At 45.5% G+C, this 19,542-nt stretch carries 18 protein-coding genes and 1 riboswitch; of the genes, 8 read left to right on the plus strand and 10 right to left on the minus strand.

Annotated features, from left to right (window positions below):
- Positions 1–33: 33 nt before the first annotated feature.
- Positions 34–3,849, minus strand: a complete 3,816-nt coding sequence (locus BBG47_RS11205) for a hypothetical protein (RefSeq protein WP_065291780.1) — start codon at positions 3,847–3,849, stop codon at positions 34–36.
- Positions 3,850–4,116: 267 nt separating this feature from the next.
- Between BBG47_RS11205 and BBG47_RS11215 the strand changes: the two genes are divergently transcribed.
- The 3 genes from BBG47_RS11215 to BBG47_RS11225 all read left to right on the plus strand — a co-directional run bounded on the left by BBG47_RS11215 (position 4,117) and on the right by BBG47_RS11225 (position 5,429).
- Positions 4,117–4,698 (plus strand): TetR/AcrR family transcriptional regulator, encoded by a 582-nt coding sequence (locus BBG47_RS11215; RefSeq protein WP_065291826.1) that lies wholly within the window; start codon positions 4,117–4,119, stop codon positions 4,696–4,698.
- A 66-nt stretch (positions 4,699–4,764) separates the two neighbouring features.
- Complete coding sequence (locus tag BBG47_RS11220; protein ID WP_065291782.1) at positions 4,765–5,112, plus strand: DMT family transporter; 348 nt, start codon at positions 4,765–4,767, stop codon at positions 5,110–5,112.
- Positions 5,113–5,114: 2 nt separating this feature from the next.
- A complete protein-coding gene (locus tag BBG47_RS11225; RefSeq protein ID WP_065291783.1) occupies positions 5,115–5,429 on the plus strand; it encodes a DMT family transporter in 315 nt (104 codons plus the stop codon).
- Between the two features lie 82 nt (positions 5,430–5,511).
- Here BBG47_RS11225 and BBG47_RS11230 read toward each other — a convergent pair whose 3' ends face one another.
- From BBG47_RS11230 to BBG47_RS11260, 7 genes are all read right to left on the minus strand, one after another.
- Positions 5,512–6,966: an Msr family ABC-F type ribosomal protection protein gene (locus BBG47_RS11230; protein WP_065291784.1), complete on the minus strand. Its 1,455-nt coding sequence runs from the start codon at positions 6,964–6,966 to the stop codon at positions 5,512–5,514.
- A 206-nt stretch (positions 6,967–7,172) separates the two neighbouring features.
- Positions 7,173–8,102 carry an aminoglycoside phosphotransferase family protein gene (locus tag BBG47_RS11235; protein WP_065291785.1) on the minus strand — a complete coding sequence of 310 codons (930 nt, stop codon included), beginning with the start codon at positions 8,100–8,102 and terminating at the stop codon, positions 7,173–7,175.
- Positions 8,103–8,210: 108 nt separating this feature from the next.
- The gene (gene yidC, locus BBG47_RS11240; RefSeq protein ID WP_065291786.1) at positions 8,211–9,026 is read right to left on the minus strand and encodes a membrane protein insertase YidC; all 816 of its coding nucleotides are present in this window, start codon (positions 9,024–9,026) and stop codon (positions 8,211–8,213) included.
- Positions 8,981–9,331: a hypothetical protein gene (locus BBG47_RS11245; protein ID WP_065291787.1), complete on the minus strand. Its 351-nt coding sequence runs from the start codon at positions 9,329–9,331 to the stop codon at positions 8,981–8,983. Before BBG47_RS11245 ends, yidC begins: the two co-directional genes overlap by 46 nt.
- 290 nt (positions 9,332–9,621) lie before the next feature.
- Positions 9,622–10,392, minus strand: coding sequence for an ANT(4')-I family aminoglycoside nucleotidyltransferase (locus BBG47_RS11250; protein ID WP_065291788.1), 771 nt, complete (start codon positions 10,390–10,392; stop codon positions 9,622–9,624).
- Positions 10,393–10,597: 205 nt separating this feature from the next.
- Positions 10,598–11,572: a phosphotransferase enzyme family protein gene (locus BBG47_RS11255; RefSeq protein WP_065291789.1), complete on the minus strand. Its 975-nt coding sequence runs from the start codon at positions 11,570–11,572 to the stop codon at positions 10,598–10,600.
- A gap of 327 nt (positions 11,573–11,899) precedes the next feature.
- On the minus strand, positions 11,900–12,637 hold the full coding sequence (locus BBG47_RS11260) for an RNA polymerase sigma factor (protein ID WP_065291790.1): 738 nt from the start codon (positions 12,635–12,637) through the stop codon (positions 11,900–11,902).
- Positions 12,638–12,877: 240 nt separating this feature from the next.
- On the opposite strand from BBG47_RS11260, the gene clpP reads away from it, so the two are divergent.
- Positions 12,878–13,456, plus strand: coding sequence for an ATP-dependent Clp endopeptidase proteolytic subunit ClpP (gene clpP, locus BBG47_RS11265; protein ID WP_065291791.1), 579 nt, complete (start codon positions 12,878–12,880; stop codon positions 13,454–13,456).
- 557 nt (positions 13,457–14,013) lie between these two features.
- Positions 14,014–14,331, plus strand: coding sequence for a magnetosome magnetite crystal formation protein family (locus BBG47_RS11270; protein ID WP_065291792.1), 318 nt, complete (start codon positions 14,014–14,016; stop codon positions 14,329–14,331).
- A gap of 141 nt (positions 14,332–14,472) precedes the next feature.
- Here BBG47_RS11270 and BBG47_RS11275 read toward each other — a convergent pair whose 3' ends face one another.
- Complete coding sequence (locus BBG47_RS11275) at positions 14,473–15,090, minus strand: hypothetical protein (RefSeq protein WP_251489356.1); 618 nt, start codon at positions 15,088–15,090, stop codon at positions 14,473–14,475.
- A 230-nt stretch (positions 15,091–15,320) separates the two neighbouring features.
- Here BBG47_RS11275 and BBG47_RS11280 point away from each other — a divergent pair, with 230 nt between their 5' ends.
- The 3 genes from BBG47_RS11280 (at position 15,321) to BBG47_RS11290 (ending at position 18,704) form a co-directional block, all read left to right on the plus strand.
- Positions 15,321–15,719 (plus strand): hypothetical protein, encoded by a 399-nt coding sequence (locus tag BBG47_RS11280; RefSeq protein WP_065291793.1) that lies wholly within the window; start codon positions 15,321–15,323, stop codon positions 15,717–15,719.
- 220 nt (positions 15,720–15,939) lie between these two features.
- Positions 15,940–16,041: riboswitch (purine riboswitch) on the plus strand.
- Between the two features lie 162 nt (positions 16,042–16,203).
- Entirely contained in the window at positions 16,204–17,955 is a 1,752-nt protein-coding gene (gene ade, locus BBG47_RS11285) for an adenine deaminase (protein WP_065291794.1), read from the plus strand.
- An 89-nt stretch (positions 17,956–18,044) separates the two neighbouring features.
- Entirely contained in the window at positions 18,045–18,704 is a 660-nt protein-coding gene (locus BBG47_RS11290; RefSeq protein ID WP_065291795.1) for a nucleoside/nucleotide kinase family protein, read from the plus strand.
- A 47-nt stretch (positions 18,705–18,751) separates the two neighbouring features.
- Here BBG47_RS11290 and BBG47_RS11295 read toward each other — a convergent pair whose 3' ends face one another.
- A complete protein-coding gene (locus BBG47_RS11295) occupies positions 18,752–19,540 on the minus strand; it encodes a class I SAM-dependent methyltransferase (RefSeq protein ID WP_083189232.1) in 789 nt (262 codons plus the stop codon).
- Between the last annotated feature and the right edge of the window lie 2 nt (positions 19,541–19,542).

Genomic DNA, 19,542 nt, shown 5'->3' on the forward strand with positions numbered 1-19,542 from the left:
ATGAAACGGCACCTCCTTTCCCGAATCCATCCGTTATAGCTCAGCTATGTCGTCGTCGGGAGTGTTCGCGACGAAAATATGAAATTCATTTGATTCTAAGGTCTCAAGTGAACCGGAGTCGAGTGCAATCTGATAAGGACCGAATTCACCTTGCTCAGGTGCGATGCCTTGCTTCTGAACAAGTACGCCTTGATCAGCATCAAAAGTCATAAAGGACGGAACGTCTCCGCCTCGCAAAGCCCACTTTCTCGATTCGCTTCCCGGGAAAGCGAGATTGGCATAGAACTGCATATCCCGATCTTCGGTATATAGCTTCACGTCATTCATTGACAGACTAGAAGCCTTCGTTGACTCCAAACGCAGCCATAGCGGCTGCTGCGGATTGTCGTACAGGATGAAGGAGGTTCCGTTATAACCGAGATAAGATCTTGTTCCGCTTTTTTCTGTATACAGTTGGAATAACCCTTTGACAAGCTGCAGTTCTTTATTATCATCTTTATCCTTATCTTCATCTTTATCTTTGCCGGGATTCGTAGTTTCGGCATTGCCGATTAACTCAGCATGCCACAACTGCTGCACTGCTTCTTCGCCGATCATGCGTTTATTCTGGAACGAAAGACTGCGAGATTCAGAGGCCGTAAGGTAATGAACTTCAATCGATTGATCCTTTTGGATAGCTGCTGAATAAATGACAGCTCTCCCCTCCCCGTCAGTGGTTATGCCGAAGCATGTTGTCTGATCTCGTGTTAATGCTCCTGCACCTGCTTGACCGCCTGTTTGTGCAATGAGATACACGCCATTTGAATCTGAAATGGTGACTCCTTCCTTGAGCAGCTTTCCACTCTTATCATAGATGGGTAACATATAGTCAATATCCGTTTCCTTCGGCATGTCTAAATGAGCCTGCCGCGCTTCGTTCTCGACAAATTCATCCACTGGTGAGATTTGCGCTTTAATTGCAAGGTAAATCATGATTCCAACCCCCGCCAATGCCACCAGGATGGCAAATCCGGCAAAGACGCCTGCGATCACTCCCAGAACGCTTGACGCCGTACCGACTGTCAACACGGAAGCGAGTTCAAACCCTAGACCGATCAGCTCCAGAATCGATGAGGAAATCGCCAAAGCGACTACTGCCGACTCCAAAGGCGTGCGCGCCTTCGCAAGCGATATCGCGGACAGTACGATATTGATCGCAGCCATTATCGCAGATATGGCAATCATCGCAATACGTGTCAAGTTTTGCAGGCAGCGAATCGCAAATTTTGCCGCGCTGCCTTTCCAGCCCGAGAGGTTCGCCCATTGAGCTAGTTGAATCCGTCCTCCGGACAGCCTCTGCAGGACATGATTAGCGGCGTCCGCGAACATTCTTTCCATTTGCTCTACGGTATGGCTTTGCAGCCCGACAGCCCACTTCAACGCGCCGCGGAATGAGCCAGTGCCGCGGTACACTGTATAGAAATCCATGCCCGCCTTCAAGATGCTAAGGGCGAAGTTCGCCAGCATGCCCACCCCTACCATGATCATGCCTGTTTTCGTTGCGGGGTCCATGTTGTCCCAATCGAGCACCATCATAAAAATCATGGCGCTTATCGTAATACCGCCTATGCCAAGCCACAGCACCTTGGAAGCAACCGTCTTGGCGACCAGCCCGTACTTCTCGATTTGAGCTCTAAGCGCCGGATTTTGAATGATTTTTTCGGTAATCCGCTCCAGCAGCGGGTTTAACTTCGCCGTCAATTTTGCAACAACTTGAGCAATCGATTGGGCCCGTCCGACCTGCTCGAACCAGACATAAATAATCGACATAATTTCTGTCCACAGATTTTTCTGCCCTTTGGCTGCATCTTCTTCGGCTTTCTTAATCGCTTCTGCTACCAGCTTTGTGAGCGCATCCGTAGAGTCGTTATGTTGTTTCGCAAACTCCTTGGCGATTTCTTCGGTAATATCACGCAGCGTCTTCTGATCCTCGCGCAGGCTCGCGTTTTGAGCAAGAATGTTATACAGTTGGAAGATTCTCATCGTGTCTGCGAACTTCTTCGCGAAGTACTGGCTGTCATCGAGAACAGACAAAACGGTAGAGACGCGTTGAATATTGCGAACGGTTGCTTTTGCTCCATCTGGGGAGGCGAACAACTGCATTTTCAACATATTTAAGAAGTCGTCCCCAGTAAAATGCGTGAATACCCGATGCGCCCAGAACTTCCCTTCTAATGCCTTCTGCTGCATCTCGTCAAGTTCCTCCAGAAGTAGATCATACTGTTTCCGAACATCATCAGTTTCGGCTTGATCTCTAAGCGCTGTATATTCTTTTTTCTTCGCGTCGGTGTAGAATTTGATTTTTTTGGCCTTGTCCTCTAGATTCAAACGCTCATCGTCGAAATAATCCTTAATTGCCGGGAACTTTTCGACAAAATGATATTTATAGAGCATAGGCGCATGCTGTTGGTAAATTGCACTGCCGGACAACTTCTCTTCAAACTGTTTTCGTGCTCTGCGCGCATTTACCTTTGGCGTCTGACCTTTCAGAATGATTGATAACAAGGGAGTGGTCAAGCTTCGGTAGAACGCTTTAGGATCGAGTGACCGTTGTCCCCCAGCGTCATCGGGATCAACTACTATTGTCTCCGCTATTGCACGGATATTTTCGTCAATATCAATAGGAGAAGCGGAGATGAACTTTCTTCTCTGCTCAGATGGCATATAGTATTGGATGATTTCGATTAAGCTCGCTTCGGCATAATGTTGAACCGCGTCTCTGACTACCTTTTCAGTCTTCTCGCCGATTTGAATGAACTCATAAGGGTCTAAGTTATACAGGTAATATGGCTGCAGATCCTGACCGGCGGCAGTAGAGGTGATTTCTGCTTCCTTAGGCGGTGATACAGCCGCAGAGCTTTGTTTTAGAGCCATCCCTGCATGCATCAAATGCAGTACTTCATACGGATGAGCGCTGACTCCTTTCAAACCGTAAATTATCGTATCATTACGTTCTGTTTTAACCTCGATTACGCCACTCACAGCCGTTACATCCGGCATCATTTTCAGATGAATTTCTATTGGGAACAAGGTAGAAAACTTCGATTCTCTTGGAATCGTCAATTCTTTGTCATCGTTCTCGGAGGAAAAAGGAGAGCTAGAAATATACTTGTAGTGATATTGATAGTTCTCATCGATTTGAGCAGAGAAGGATCCAACCTGCGGCGTCCACTCTTCGTTGGTTTGGATGTCTTGAAACCGCAATCTCGGACGATAACCGCGCGTGCCGTATTCATCAACATACTCTTCAACCCAGAAGCTCCATCTTAATGCTTCATTTGACCATAATGATTCAGTATTCCAAAGCTCATTCTCCACCCATTTCAATTGTCCGTCTGCGCGGTATGCGACTTGATCGTTATGAATAAGTCGGCAATTGTATTCAGCTGGTCTCACATTAGCCGCTGCGGAATAGTGAATCTGATTGAACATAACGGAACCTACGGCTCTGCTCTGGTACTGATTAAAGGCCAGTTCGCCTGCTACGTAATCATTGCCGCTGCCTTGATTCCAGCGCAGCGTTACGCCGTCGACGCACCAGCGCCAGTTGCCGGGGGTGATCTCTTGTTCGTTAATAAACAGACGATCTTGACTGCGATCTTGCGGATCTGGTTTCATCAGCACGATTCGATGCCCATCATGGCTGCTCCAGGCATCGTCGTTCAGCGATTCCTCTGTGTGTGCAAGACTAAGATCATACACGGCAAGTAGAGAAGAGCTAGAAGTGGGTGATAGAGAGGTTGTCAGAGTTGGCGTCATGTCCTCATCGTTCTTAGGAGCTGCAAAACTTAGTGCTGTAATGAATTGCATGATCATTCTCCTTCGATTCAGTGTACTCACAGGCTGGTCGTACGAAATCGAAGGGATCCTTCTCGTCGAGATGGATAATCATGCAGCTTGGATTCATCGATTCCTTACGGAACCTGAAGTCGTTTCCTGGATATTACATATAGATATCCAAAGACATTATACAAGCTACATTTCATGTTGAATATCCCCCAATTGACAGTTCATTGATCACAAAGTAAAATGAATGATAGTCAGTCATTTGTGATCGAGTTAGAGGAGGTCATACTCATCGAAGACAAAAAGGAACGTATTGTTCGTGCGGCTATAGAAGTATTGTGCAGCAAAGGCATCGAGAAGACGAAGGTATCTGATATCGTGAAGGGAGCCGGGATTGCACAGGGCACATTTTATCTTTACTTCCCTTCTAAGCTGGCTGTCATGCCTTCTATTGCAGAAGTCATGGTGCAGAAGATTATAGAAGCACTCCAGAGCTCAGTAGATCAGAACGCCCCATTTCAGGATCAGATCAAGTCCTTTATTGCAACGGTGTTCCAGCTTCACCATGATAGCCGAGAGCAGTTAGCGCTTTTGTATGCAGGATTAGCTTCCAGTGAGCATTTAAAGGAATGGGAATCCATTTATAAACCTTACTATGATTGGGTTTCTGAACTATTGGAAAAAGCTCAAGCCAATGGCTCAATTCGGAAATCGCTGAACACCGTTAGAACGGCGCGAATTGTGATTGGAGCTATTGAATCCGCAGCTGAGCAAGTGTATCTGTTCGATCAAGCGGATGAATCAGAAGTACAAGCGCAAGCGGAAGAAGTATACGCCTTCGTCAGTCACGCACTAGGGATTCAGGTCCTGTAGTTCAAGGGCCTATCTTTTTGTCTATAAAATGACTGAATGTCATTCACATTAGGAGAGATGTAAAACATGAATCGTTCTTGGATGTATGTCATACTCACTTGTCTGTTCGAGCTGCTGTGGGTATTTGGCTTTAATATGGCCTCATCGTGGTGGCATTGGGCCATTATTCTCGGAATCATTGCTGTTGATTTTCATTTCTTGGCTAAGGCTTGTGAGAAGCTTCCTACCGGTACTGTATATGCGATCTTCGCAGGTGCAGGGACAGTCGGTACGGCACTGATGGATGTATTGTTTTTCGGCGGGAGTCTTAGCATAGGCAAAATTGGTTTTATGATCGTGCTTGTTGCAGGCGTTATCGGACTTAAATTGGCAGATCAAGCTGCCACGGATCATAAACAGAAAGGAGTTGTGTAACGATGGGATGGCTGTTTGTTTTCCTAGCGGCAATGTGTGAAATGGTCGGTGTAGTCGGACTTAAAAAGTATTCCCAGCATAAAACGCTGCAAAATGGAGTGATCTTCTTAGGTGGATTCGGTGCTTCCTTCGCCCTACTCTATACTTCATTCCTATATCTTCAGGTTAGTGTCAGCTATGCAGTATGGGTCGGCATTGGTACTGCAGGAGCCGTTCTTATTAATATGATTTTCTTCGGTGAAAGCAAAAGCCCAGCGCGGATCGTGAGCCTCATCGCAATTATCATTGGGGTTACGGGTTTGAAAGCATTGTCTTGATGAGATTCTGTGGACATAACTGAATAGATAACAATAAGCCGCCACATCGAACTTGGCGGCTTATTTAAATGATTAACTACCTTTACATTAAATGCAATTTGCGATCCGAGAGATGGAAGTGTACATCTGCGGCATGCTCCACGAACTTCTTGTCATGAGACACGAAGATGATCGTTCCCTCATATGCGGCAATGAACCGCTCCAATGCCTCTATAGCATGAATATCTAAAAAGTTGGTCGGCTCGTCCAACAATAGTATGTTATATTCCCCTAGGAATAGCTGGCACAGCTGGAGACGAATCGCTTCCCCACTGCTTAAGGATCGGACACTCTTCTGAATGTCAGTCCCGACGAACTGCATAGCATGCAGCACACCTCGCAAAAAACCTTCCTCATAGTCGGAGCGATTTTTGATGAATTGCAGCACGGACTCATTGCTTGTATATTGATAACTCATTTGACGGAACCAGCCTATTTTCGCTTTTGGGGAAATGGTTAAGCCTGCCCCCGCATTTGCTATATGTGCTAACAGCGAGCTTTTTCCGCTTCCATTTGCACCCGTAATCGCTATTTTCTTCCCCAGAGGAAGCTGGAAATTTACATCTTTAAGTAATACATTGTCACCCAATTGGAGCGTGAGTCTGTCTGCCATAATAGGAAACTTATTGTGCAATTCTACTGTTTTCGCTTGGCGGAACACAATCTGTCTCTCTTCCTGCACGGCCTCTACTTCTTGAAGCTTTTCCATACGATGTTCAATAGCGCGAGCGGCACGATGGACTGCTTTTTGGCTGGTGCCTTTCGATTTGGTTTCGAACATGCGGTTTGCCAATGCCTTCGACTCTTTCTTAGACATACTGCCTGCTTGCGCAATCTTTTCGGCTTTCTTCATTTTCTCTTGTGCAGCTTTTTCTAGGCGGGTTTTCTCCTTGATAAACTGCTCATGTGCTTGCATCTGCTGTTCGCGCTCCAGACGCTTCGCCTCGACGTAATCGCTGTAGTTCCCTGAATACACATGCACCTTGCCTTCATGCACTTCCCAAATCGTCGTGACGAGCTCATCCAGTACGGCACGATCATGACTGATCAGGACAAGCGCTCCGTAGTAATAGCGAAGCTCATCGAGCAGGAACACAATGCCCGCTTGATCTAAATGGGTTGTTGGCTCATCGATGAGCAGTGCTTCATAATAATGAGTCAGCATGTGCGCAAGCTTCAGCCTTGTCTGCTCCCCGCCGCTTAAACCCTCAGTACGATTCGGAACCGCCAATCTGCCTAGTAACGCTGGATCTGCTTCAGCATCTGCAGGCGCCTCCATTTGCTCAAACAAGCCATATTCGACATGCCGTTTCACGTTCCCGCTCGTGGGTTGAACAATACCTGCAAGCAACCTCAGAAGCGTGCTCTTCCCTGCCCCGTTCTTGCCAACGATGCCAATCCGGTCAAACTGATGTACAGCTAACCGGTCAATCTTGAATATCTCTTTATCTAAATACGTCACTTCGACGTTTTCGAGTTCAAAACAAATATGTTCCATCTATTTGCTACCTCCGAAATTTCATCATTTCGTATCGATAGCCATAGGAATGGTTTCGATACGAGCTACTATCTGGTTAAGAAGAAGCCCGTATTAATAGAACAATAAAAACTGCACGTATCTTCCCTCCTCCCTATCGTAATAGCATAGGAGCCAATCTGACTCCATTCAAACTTATAGTATTTAGTTAGCTGCGTCAACCAGCCTTACCAAGTACCTTGCTCGTTCATGATTGCCTCGGCAAAGGCTACCTTTTGGACAAGGGCAGTATATTCCTCAGGTGTCGAACCGTCTTCTACACACCAACACATTCCCATCGCCGTTTCTACATATAGGCATTTCCTTATGACATCATTCGGAATCGCAAGCTTCTTCGTGAGAACACCTATGATTTCTTCTATTTTCTCATATAAGTTCTCCGTAATGCTTTCATCGAACTCATTTAATATAAATCGAGGAATATCAAATACAGGATCGCCGATTACACCCTTCGGGTCGATGATCACGTATTCCCCATTGCTGCCGAGCAGCATATTATCATGATGAAGATCACCGTGCAGCAGCAGATTTTGCGAATACGTTGAAGCTATGGACAAGCAAATATCTCTTGCACGCTGCATGTGTCTAGTTAATTCAGGGCAATCGTGACGCTGTCTCATGTAATCTGTTATCCGTTCGACCCAACCGATATAGGTTGGGAATTGTTCTGCCTCAACAGCCGCGATATGTAAATTCGAATATAAGGAACAGAATACATCCAATCGTTGCTGTAGAGAACTCTCGTCCCGCAAGGTAGTACCCGGCTGCAAACGTTCTAATAGGATAACGCCATTTTCTATATCCGCCTCATATACCTTGCAGAATCGCTGCCCCTGATATTGACGCAATGTCGAAACTTCCGTCCAAATCGTTTCCGATGGTTGTCCTATTTTAAGTATCGCATGGCCAAATTGTTCGGAGTAGCAAGTGAACACTACGTTTGCTGAGAAGGAAGGAATCAGCTGCAATGAGGACAACGACCACTTCTCGGCATAATCATCGAGATGGCGCAGCATCTGTTCAAAAAATGTATTTCCAAATCGCTTCACGATAGTTTCGATTTGCTCCTGCGTAAATATGCTAGATTGGCACTCCATACCCATTCCCTCCAATGTCTAAATACCTCTTTATCCATTTTCAAGTAGATAAAAAGCTGCCCCACTAATTCATTCAGGACAGCTTTGATTGCTTTGTTGTTACGCTTTTTAATTGTTGCTAACGGTTGCGGCTGGTTCTATCTTCGTCCGATACATCTTCTTCGCAAGCAGTGTTTGCAGAATAACGAACACGCCGCCTACACACCAATACATCGGTATGACTGCGGGAGTGGTCAGGGAAAACACGGTCATCATGATTGGAGACAAGTATCCCATAAATGCAAACTGCTTGCTCTGCATCGGATCCATACCGATTTGCGTAGCCTTATATTGAAAGAAGTAGATGATCCCAACGAGCAGTGGAAGCACAATGTCCGGTTTTCCGAGCTGGAACCATAGGAACGAGTGTGCAGCTACTTCCGGTGTGAACTTAATGGCATAATACAATCCGGACAAGATAGGCAGCTGGATAAGCAGCGGCAAGCAGCCCATTGCCAGCGGATTCACCTGATGCTTCTGATACAATTGCATCATCTCTTGCTGCATCTTTGCTTTTGATTCCGCATCCTTCTTATCCTTATATGCGTCTTGAAGAAGCTTCAACTCAGGCTGCAAAACGTCCATCTTCTGTTTCATCTTCTGCTGATTGCGATACTGTCTCATCATGAGCGGCATCAGCGCTAACCGTACGAGCAGCGTGAGCATAATCAATGCCAGTCCGTAGCTTCCACCGAAAAATGCCGCAAAATGTTGAATCAGATACACAAACGGATATACAATGTAATGGTTAAAAAAGCCTGGCGTATTTGCATCAACGGTGGCATTAGGCCCGCTTACCCCGCATCCGCTTAATAGCACTAGGAGCACCAATGCCCCGATTAGAATGAACTTTCGCTTGTAGGTGAATACATTGAACTGCTCCATAATAATCCTCCTTGATTGGGTAACGTTCTAATTCCAATCAAGGAATGGCAGTCTCCTGAATCTCCATCCGGCGCTTCTTTTCGCTTCACGCTTCTGGTTAGCCAGTGATGTATCTCTGTCCGACCGACGATCCGTTCCTGATGAGGAACAATCGCGACTCGGCCTCTGTATGCAGGCACTAAGTAGTGATCGACTGCGACATACAGATGTGCTACGTAAGCATACGTCAGTGAGCATATTAGACCGATCGAAATCAAATACGGAATCAAATCAGTAGACATCAGATCCTGGAGTTCCAACAGCAATGCATTCACCTCCCATTTTTGCAGATAACAATAGTATCACATATCTCAAATGGTGAGACAAGTTTCATTTCTAGGAAAAATCAAACAGTTGGATTCAAACCCGAAAAACAAGTATGGATCTCGAAAATAGGAAGAATCATTTTCTATCTATTGAAAGAACCATCGGCTCATTGGCCGCCACCAGTTGAAAAATAAAAAAGCCCTGCTTAGAGCAGAGCTTGTGTACATGAAGTCCATATTGTGATTTGATGATCAGGTCATCAATCGCCATTTAACGCAGCCGGGATTTCTTAGAATGGAATACGTTCCGAATGAATCTTGTAGTCATGTTCGGCAGCCCATGAGACGAGTCCATTCCAGAACTGTTCGCACGCATCAATAATTCGATCCGGTTCAGACAACTGACCGGACATGACCATATTGGCGACCATGTCATACCCAGCCGGGCGCTCTGGAAACTGCAACGATTCAGGAAGAACTCTTGCTCCTGTCGAGTACAGCTTCCGATTGTGAAGTCCGATCAACATGGCGCCGTATTTGGCAAATTGCATAGCTAAATAGGGCAGATACATTTGCGTGCCGGTTCGACTCGCATTCCGGAGCTTTCCAATGAACTCATACATTTCTCCCACGAGCACTTCGTTAATTGCATTTGAGAAATCAACACTTGAGGGTGATTGTGCCGCTTCCTTCAGCTTAGAAAAAAATCCATCCGGATCATACAGACTTAGCGGTGAGAAGAATGGCCCGTGTGTTAATGGCCAGTCCCCTTCCACAGCGGCTGCGTCGTTCAGAACCACACTAGCGCTTCGTACATTCACTTCAGCCTTCCAAGGCCCCGATGACCATTCGTAACTGAAGTCTACCTCTTCGTCTGCGTCTTTCAGCACACAGAACATCTCAATGTCCGAATAAGGGCCGTCCGTGCCTCGGGATACGGAGCCATACACCCCGATTGCAATAATTTGCTCACCATAAACCTTCTGCAAGCGGTCGGCAAGTTCACAACAGGTTGCCATTCTTTCTTGTCTTGAAATTTCAACAGGTCCATTCATGTTCATTCGCGTATCTCTCCCTTGGTCTGTGTATTTGGAATGAGTGGATACAGTTTCATGAATGGCGGGCCACGGGCTTAACGAGGAACTTTCTTCGCGTGCATAGGAACCCCTCCTTTTAATCCTCCCGATTGTCCACGGAATATATGTTCTTCCCCTATCTTATCAATCATCTTGGAAAAATATAAGGACTCGACGTGACATAATTACCCTATACCTGATAAAATATTCGCTCTCCTGCTAGGAATGGCACACAATGATCAGCACAAAGCTTCGGCATTTTCTCCCGCATCCAATTACGTACGGACTCGTTCCCCATTTGAAACGCGTAATATCCGATAATCGAAATCAGCATCATGCCTTCGATTAGAACAAGCTCGTCCACAGCAATGTTCGCAGTTCCGTAATATCCCTCTAGGAATATGTCTCTGTGTGCTGCGGGAGCCATCATCGCCCCCATGGCGATGTCTGTCCAATCGTATCCCGGGCCAAAGAATCCGAAGTCAATAAAGCTTAATTGACCTTCAGGAGAGATAATCATATTACCAAAACCTAAATCACCGTGAATAAGTCCCCATCTATCCTCGGTTCCGAATTGCTCAAGTTTATCGTTGATAAGATGAATGCATTTCTCGATGATCGCGACATCTGAAGGCACAAATAAACCGAGTTCCAACCCTGTATGTATTGTTGAAATCAAGCCAACATTATATGCAATCCCTTGCTCTGGTCGATTCTTTACCCGATCGCGCGGATACTGACGGTAAAATTCATGGAGTTCAGCAACTTGAGATCCGAGCAGCTTGACCAATTCTGGCTTCTGAACGTCCTCCTTCTGAAGATCCCTACCGTCCAGCCACGTTAGTACCGAACAGTTCAATCGCTGCCCTTCATGTTCGATGACGGTAATCAATTCCCCATCTTGATTGCGCAGCGGCGACTGTACCAGCAGGCTGCTCTCCTTCGCCAAGGCTTCCAGCATGAGCAGTTCACCCAGCAAGCCTTCATAAGTATGTTGCAAGCCTGTCATACTTTCTTTAAACGGCTGATGAACACGCAGGACATAAGTGCTGCCGTCAGCGTCGCTCACTTTATATGTCCGATTCTCATTATGCCTCAGGAAAGTGATTTCAGGCTTATGGAAGCGAAAACAGTGTAAAATGTGATGTAATTGTACATCTGTCATCTTCAATTTCCTCTCATCGATGAATATGTAGACATGTCCAAAATACTATATAGCCAGTCTACTTCCTAATGTTGGGATTGTCTACAACGCTATGAATATCCAAAGATGTTTATAGCACGGTTATCATTATTATTGCTCGCTTAAACTAGATAAATTGCTCCCCTTCTCACCTTTTCATAAAGGAGGATCGGGCAAGCGCCCTCAGCTCCATGTTACGTGTCACATGCTGAAGACGTTTGCCCATATCGACGTGTATGCATGAGGCGGGCTAAGCGATTCACAGATTATCCAGAAACAGCATGCTGCATTGCTCCATACGAGCATACTTTATGCAGCTAGTAAGGCTTCAAAATGGTGGAACATCTGCTTATAATCCCGCTGCTTCTGTTTATAACGCATCTGATTCGACCTAGAGTACATATTCAATACAGGAACGAGATCCTGTTCTCCCTGCACAAGTCGCAATACCTCGTTGACTTCTCCATTGACAAATGCAATAGCGAGTGCCCGTATGTGGCTTTGAGCTTCCACATTGTCAGGCAGGGCCGCTTCTTCCATGTATTCATCTTCCTTCACATCAAGCAGCACCTTCCGTGCTCGATGATATGCAGCCTTCACCGCCCCTTCCGTTGTCTTCAGCTTATTTGCAGTGTCAGCAACAGAATACCCGAGTACGCTGCGCATAAGGAGGACGGTTCTTTGCAGAGGAGACAAGTGTGTCATCATATATTGGAAGGCGGCTTCGATGTCAATTGTACTATTCTCTTGTATAGGATCATTGTGTTCTTGAGATTGAAGCTGCTGCTTTACCAGAATTTGATCCAATCGATGTCTTCGGCGTACTTGGTCAATCCAAGCGTTCTTGGCTGTACGCAGCAGCAGCGCTTCAGGGTTGTTGTGTTCTAACTCCTTGTTACGGGCTAGAATCTTGACCCACGTATCCTGTACGAGATCCTCAGAATCCCATTTGGAATGTGTGAGAGAGAGGCAATATCTGTTCAGTACGTCGTTCAACTGCTTCAGATTAGGTTGTTCGACGCTCTGCACTTGATCTAGATTGGTCATCCTTCACAGTCAACTCCTTCATTCGCTCGTTCTCGCTTTCACTTCATCAGCCTTCTTCATGCCTAACATGAATCATTCATGGCGGCAATTATGGTGTATCTTCTTATCAGTAAACGAATGAAGCATGCATTGCGTTACGCAACCTTGTGAAAAAAACTTTTGTCCTCTGAACCGTATCTTCTGCTGCGATCCATTCGTTTTCTGGATATTCCACAGTGGAAAAACAGAGGAGGTATTACCATGTCCAACTATATCCCATATGTTGTTGAGCAAACGAGTCGAGGCGAACGCTCCTACGACATCTATTCCCGATTGCTGAAGGATCGAATTGTTTTTGTCGGTTCTGAAATTAATGATAGTCTGGCCAATAGTGTTGTTGCGCAGCTCCTTCTTCTTGCAGCGGAGGATTCAGACAAAGACATTTATATGTACATCAATAGTCCAGGAGGCTCGGTCACTGCAGGATTTGGCATCTATGACACAATGCAATACATTAAGCCGCAGGTTCATACCATCTGTACAGGATTAGCCGCCTCCTATGGATCGATTCTGCTGTTAGCAGGAGCCAAGGGCAAGCGCTTTGCACTACCCAATAGCGAAATCATGATTCATCAACCCCATGGAGGCGCTCAAGGACAGGCAAGCGACATTGCCATCAGCGCCAAACGCATTCTCAAGATGCGCGAGAGACTTGTGCAATTAATGGCTGGCCATACTGGTCAGCCCGCCGAACGAATTGAGAAAGACATGGATCGCGACTACTTTATGACTGCAGAAGAAGCGCTTGAATATGGGATTATTGACAAGATACTCAAGTAGTACGTGACATGAGCGATCAAGCTGCTATCCAAGTGCATTAGTCAGCTTGATCGCTTATGATCTGCTTTCTTTATTAAATCTAGCCAATCGACATGCTTGTAATTCCTCCAATTGCACTTTATCAATAATTTCCTTAGCAGCGAGTCAGCTGATAAGCGAAGCTAATATGATGGCGGAAAGCATGACGGCAAGATACAGCCCCTTCAATGATTCGTGATACCCGACCGACAATCGGATACCCATCCCCGGGCAGCCTGATGCCAACCTGGATGCTTCTCAGATGAAGCTCTTCCCCACCTTTTATCGTATGGCGATGCGTCTCATAAGCGCGATGGACAAGTTTCGTTGGAAATGAACTCCCTTGAACTTATTATAGGAATCATAAATGTAAGCAGTCAACGGATGGACTACGAGGCGAATCGAATGATGAAACTTGCCCTAGGCTTACAAATTCGTAATGATATTGAAAGCTTGATCGATAGGTAGAGCCAAAGTCTTATTGTATGATCTATGTATCAGAACAAGATAAGAACAATAACTACTAGAGGTGAACATAAATGAAAGAAAATAAAGTAATATCGGCATTTTCGTACTGGAGCGTTCTCTTTGCGCCTATCTTATTCCCTGTTTTAGCCTGGATTGTTGGAGATTCGGTAACAAGAAGCCATGCCAAACGTGCGCTATGGACTCACCTTATTCCAAGTATCGCGGTCATTATTGCGGTAATGTTGTTTGGCTTAATTGGGGTTAGTGTACGCGACATTGGCGTCGCATGGGGAATCGGTGCAATTATCGCATTTTGTGTATGCGGAGTGATAAGCGTGTACTACTTTGTATGGAATATTATCAAAGGGATTCAGGTTATCAATTCTTAATTCATTTCGAATCAGATTCTTCTTCCCTGCATGACTTGAAATTATATACGCCACACAAAGGTACCTCTTTCGAAATGGGATAGAGGTACTTTTTGTGGCGTATCCTATTTATATTCAAATGACAGCATTCCCCTTAATTCTCTACAGATTTCCCCGACATTCATATTGGAACGAAGGCTCAGTCTGTATAAAATAACCATTTCTGACCCTAGCGACCCAGTTCTGGAACAACTCTTTCCATTCTACGGTTCCGAAGAAATCATTGAGCGGCTTCGTCGAATCCCATTCGATAATAAAATAAGGTTGAACTAAGGGATTCCAGATTCCGATACTGTTTACTCCCTTTTCCTTAATCAACAGCATAGGCAATCCGTATAGATACGCCATAGAAGGTTCAATTTGCAAGAACGGTGCTCCCTCCCAAGACGGCGCTGGTGGTTGTGAGCCAGTATTGGTCTGCGTATACATTGCGAACACCTGCTGCAAATTAGTGGCTATGAAACCGTAGCTGGATAGGATCATACGGCGTACACTCGTTAAGGTTTTCTCCGGGTACTGTTCTGTATCGGGCAGCGTACGAGGAAAGAGAAGCGCGTTCTGAATCTCTGTAATTAAGCGACTTAAAAATCTCAACTGTGTATTATTTAGTGTACTAGGATGGCTGAGAAATACAGGAACACGGAATGCCATATCAGCAGTACTTTGCAATATTTCCATCGAGCTGTTGCAGTTGTCATCTTCAAACCCATGATTGCACAAAATTAACACCCCCCTATCATTACAATTATATGAAATGATAAGGAAGGATGACGCGGTCAAGCAGCTAGAAATAGAATTGAAATACGCCCGTTTTGCATGTGCTGTCCAGGTTCAAGACATAACTTCATTATTCTTTTTTTCAAAAATATTAAGCGATAAGCAGTTATTTTCCGATAGATAACATGAAAGCAAATTACTAATAACATGCAAAATGATGGAGGGTTACATAGATGCGTATTGAATCTTATTATCGAATCCCGCCTGCCGCGAAGCGATCCAAAGCACAATCTGAGCCGTTATTTGCGGACACAATGAAGGAAATACAAAAGCAGGAATCAGATGAAAAAGAGAATAAAAAGGGCAAACTCGTAACGACCCGCGAAGACGGCTATATTCGGCAATATCTCGTCAGACCAGACGGCAGCAAAGTATTGTTAGGCGAAACAAAACAGACTTTTGGTGAATTCATTGGCAATGCTGAGTCGTCCGTAGCTCAACAGCCGGTTAACAATCTATCCAGCAATTCCAGTCAAAGTACGCAAGATATGATGGCATTATTGAATTTCTATGCTGGAGCAGTAATTACGTCACCAGTGAATCAACAGCAGCTATATGCTTTGAAGGATTAGAAGTGAATTCACAAACGAACAGAGGGATACTCACTCCCTCTGTTCAACTACTTCCCCATTTTCCGTATGGACCTACAATTATGGTTTCATCACTCATTTCCACTTTACCCTATATTGCATCCCATTCCTGTGTTTTCTCTTCCTCTTATTACAAACAATTGATCTGCTAGGAACAAGCTCCCGGGTTGACGGGAATAATGGCGCCCTATACAATGTAGAGAATTACAACCGTATACTTCTTCGTATAACTTTGGAAATATGGTCCAATCGTCTCTACCGAGCTGCCGTAAACAGTTTGACTACGAGGAAAAGAATGCTTGCTATGTGGGATCGGATTGAGCGCTAACTCTTCTATCTATCATGGACAGGCTGTTCTTGCTCCTTACCGTCAAACTTTAGTTATCAGAACTAAAGTTTTTTTGTATTTATATGGGTGCTTTATCCCCACACTATTCATACAACGAGAAAAGGAATGTGATTTCGAATGAATTGGAGCAAGCAGCATTGGAACAATCGAATTGCCGCAGCGGGCAGAATGAAGTCTGCTGATCTTGTCATCACGAACGGAAAGATCGTTGACGTCTTCAATCTAGAAATTATGGAAGGTGATGTCGCGATTGTAGATGGCATTATCGTAGGAATTTGCGGCAGCTATGAAGGAGATCGCGTCATCGATGCGAAAGGCCGCTATATTGCACCCTCTTTCATCGATACGCACGTTCACATTGAATCTGCTATGGTTACGCCATCCGAATTCGCTCGTGTTGTACTTCCGCATGGAGTTACGACGGTCATTACAGATCCCCACGAGATTGCAAATGTTGCGGGAGCGGATGGCATTCAATATATGCTCGATGCCTCTGAAAATCTGCCGCTGGACGTCTTTGTCATGCTCCCATCGTGTGTCCCTTGTACGCCATTCGAGCATGCCGGAGCGAAGCTGGATGCTGCCAGTCTGGAACCCTTCTACACTCACCCACGCGTCCTAGGATTGGCGGAAGTGATGGATTACCCTTCTGTACGCCGTGGTGATGCGGATATGGTGGACAAGTTGTTATCATCGCATCGGCACGGCAAACTGATTGACGGCCATGGTGCTGGATTAGATGAAGAAGCTATCAATGTGTACCGATCTGTAGGCATTCGCAATGACCATGAATGTGTGACAGCTGAGGAAGCAAAGGCAAGACTGCGCAGAGGTATGTATGTCATGCTGCGCGAGGGATCGGTTGCGAAGGATGTTGAGGCGCTCATCCCGGCTGTTACAGCGAGCAATGCCCGCCGCTGTGTGTTCTGTACCGACGATAAGCACTTGGATGAGCTGCTCCATGAGGGCAGCGTTGATCATAATGCACGCCTTGCTATTCGATACGGTCTTGACCCGCTGCAAGCGATTCAGATGGCTTCTCTGAATGCAGCTGAATGCTTCGGCTTGCATGCGAAGGGTGCGATTGCCCCAGGGTACGAGGCAGATCTGTTATTGTTGGATGACCTGCAGGAACTGACGATTGCTCAGGTGTACAAAGGCGGAAGCTTAGTCGGCGAGAATGGCCAGTATACAGGGCCGAAGATCCAAGCAACTGATATCCCTGCCCCTTTATTGAAGACCGTACATCTGTCTGAGATTACGGAGCATGATCTGCAAATTGAACTGGGTGAAACAGAACGACACTGCCACATTATCGGCATTAATCCGAATAGTCTAATCACGACACATCTTATTGAGGAAGTAGACGTAGCGAATGGGTACTTCTGCCCTTCTACCAAGAAGGATCAATTGAAGATCGCCGTGTTCGAGCGACATCACCATACTGGCTGTGTTGGACTAGGCATTGTGAAGGGATTTGGCATACAATCCGGAGCGATTGCCTCTACCGTAGCACATGATTCGCACAATTTAGTTGTAGCCGGAAGCAACGATCAGGATATGCTGACAGCTGTTCAGGCGCTGCGTGACTTAAAGGGCGGCTTGGTTGTAGTAAGCCAGGGCGAAGTCCTCGCTTCGATCGAGCTTCCGCTGGCAGGATTGATGGCGAAGGGTGAATATACGGAGGTACTTGATCGTATGGAACGTCTCAATGATGCATTGGCACACATTGGCGCTTCACAGGAGTTCAATCCTTTTGTCACCTTGTCATTCCTCTGCTTGCCGGTTATTCCGGAACTGAAGCTGACCGATATGGGCTTGTTCGATTTTGCTAGCTTTACGCATATTCCAGTGTCCGCTCATTCATAAATCAATCTGATATTACCATCCCATTCCCACACGTTTTCGACCTGCAAATAAGAGAATGGATGCTGCTCTATCACATAAGGAGGAGCAATATGTTGCGAAGAAAGTTGATCGCTGAAATCGCGGATCGAATCGTAGATTTGAGATTAGACCATCCGATTCGTGTGGGGATTAGTGGAATCACTGCATCTGGGAAGACAACACTTGCAAATGAGCTAGCTGAGGAACTTCAATGTAGGCAAAGTCGCGTGATTAGAGCTAGTATTGATCACTTTCATCATCCAAGGCAAATTCGCTACAGACAAGGCAAGGATTCTGCAACCGGATATTACGAGGATGCTCATGATTATGAGTCATTCAAACAAAAGCTTCTCGTTCCCCTCGGGCCCAATGGTAGCCTGTATTACCAGACGATCTCATTGGATCTAGCTCAGGATGTATATGTGAATCCAGAATTGCAATTAGCAGCCAAGGATTTGATTGTAATCATCGATGGAACCTTCTTACTGAAAAAGGAGCTGCGGACGCTCTTCGATTTCAAAGTGTTTGTAGATACGGATTATGCAATTGCTAGAAATAGAGGGGCACTGCGGGAGGCACTTGCTTTCGGAAGTTATGAGAAGGCGGAAGCTGTGTTTGTGAATCGATATCATGCAGCATCCCAGCTGTATATTGAGGAACACGCTCCACAACTGTGCGCAGATGTCATTGTGAACAATAACGATACTTGCAATCCATACATTGTTGCATGAACGATGAGGGCGGCCTTCCTGCTGCAGGATTAGCCGCCCTTGACGTTTTATGTATGAAGTTCGTAATAGATCTCTTCTGCCTGCTGGAAATCAACATTATTTTTATCTAAATCGGCAAATTTATGAGCGATCACGAACCCGCATTGCTCAACGATGCTGTCGAATTCATTCGGTTGATACAGTCTCAAATGAAAATCCTCGTATTCGGTACGTACAGATCTATTATCGATATACAACTCATAGGAAATCATCGAGTATAAAATTTGTTGGTCCGTATCGTAAGCATTCTTGCTTCGCAGTGCTACTTCTACGGAGTCCTTCCCTACCCTCCTGCCTTCCTCGAACGCTGCCAAATCGAATTGCTGTTGATTAATGCTAGTTTGTCCAATTCCACGATAAGGAAGGTCGGATTCAACACTTAACACGATGCGACCTGTCGGAGTTAGACAATTCTTCATAACTTGGAGAGCCTTGATTACCTCGTCCCGATCCGTTAATAAGGAAAATGATCCAGCTGCAATAAAGATTAAATCATACTTCGCAATCGACGTATCAAAGTTGTTGAAATCACATATATCAATATGTGTACTGAAGCCTAATGATGTGAGCTTCTCTATACATCTATGTATCATATCCGCAGACAAATCGAATCCATCGATCTGATAACCTTGTTCAAGAAATGGGACTAGAAACCGACCTGATCCGCACATAGGCTCTAATATTCTCATTGTCTTATCGGCATAAGACATCCAGAAGTCCATTTGTTCCTTCGGTGCCTCTGGCTTATCCAAATCGTAAAATAAGGAGCATAACTCTCCATAATATTGCTTCTCCATAC

The sequence above is a fragment of the Paenibacillus sp. KS1 genome, assembly GCF_001680695.1.
Lineage (GTDB): Bacteria > Bacillota > Bacilli > Paenibacillales > Paenibacillaceae > Paenibacillus_B > Paenibacillus_B suaedae.

What these genes read in the sequence shown, in the direction of transcription:
- BBG47_RS11230 (WP_065291784.1), bottom strand. Translation starts at nt 6,966, where the DNA reads ATGGAACATATTTGTTTTGAACTCGAAAACGTCGAAGTGACGTATTTA.
- yidC (WP_065291786.1), bottom strand. Translation starts at nt 9,026, where the DNA reads ATGGAGCAGTTCAATGTATTCACCTACAAGCGAAAGTTCATTCTAATC.
- BBG47_RS11225 (WP_065291783.1), top strand. Translation starts at nt 5,115, where the DNA reads ATGGGATGGCTGTTTGTTTTCCTAGCGGCAATGTGTGAAATGGTCGGT.
- BBG47_RS11290 (WP_065291795.1), top strand. Translation starts at nt 18,045, where the DNA reads ATGTTGCGAAGAAAGTTGATCGCTGAAATCGCGGATCGAATCGTAGAT.
- ade (WP_065291794.1), top strand. Translation starts at nt 16,204, where the DNA reads ATGAATTGGAGCAAGCAGCATTGGAACAATCGAATTGCCGCAGCGGGC.
- clpP (WP_065291791.1), top strand. Translation starts at nt 12,878, where the DNA reads ATGTCCAACTATATCCCATATGTTGTTGAGCAAACGAGTCGAGGCGAA.
- BBG47_RS11255 (WP_065291789.1), bottom strand. Translation starts at nt 11,572, where the DNA reads ATGACAGATGTACAATTACATCACATTTTACACTGTTTTCGCTTCCAT.
- BBG47_RS11295 (WP_083189232.1), bottom strand. Translation starts at nt 19,540, where the DNA reads ATGGAGAAGCAATATTATGGAGAGTTATGCTCCTTATTTTACGATTTG.
- BBG47_RS11220 (WP_065291782.1), top strand. Translation starts at nt 4,765, where the DNA reads ATGAATCGTTCTTGGATGTATGTCATACTCACTTGTCTGTTCGAGCTG.
- BBG47_RS11280 (WP_065291793.1), top strand. Translation starts at nt 15,321, where the DNA reads ATGCGTATTGAATCTTATTATCGAATCCCGCCTGCCGCGAAGCGATCC.
- BBG47_RS11235 (WP_065291785.1), bottom strand. Translation starts at nt 8,102, where the DNA reads ATGGAGTGCCAATCTAGCATATTTACGCAGGAGCAAATCGAAACTATC.
- BBG47_RS11270 (WP_065291792.1), top strand. Translation starts at nt 14,014, where the DNA reads ATGAAAGAAAATAAAGTAATATCGGCATTTTCGTACTGGAGCGTTCTC.
- BBG47_RS11250 (WP_065291788.1), bottom strand. Translation starts at nt 10,392, where the DNA reads ATGAACATGAATGGACCTGTTGAAATTTCAAGACAAGAAAGAATGGCA.
- BBG47_RS11205 (WP_065291780.1), bottom strand. Translation starts at nt 3,849, where the DNA reads ATGCAATTCATTACAGCACTAAGTTTTGCAGCTCCTAAGAACGATGAG.
- BBG47_RS11260 (WP_065291790.1), bottom strand. Translation starts at nt 12,637, where the DNA reads ATGACCAATCTAGATCAAGTGCAGAGCGTCGAACAACCTAATCTGAAG.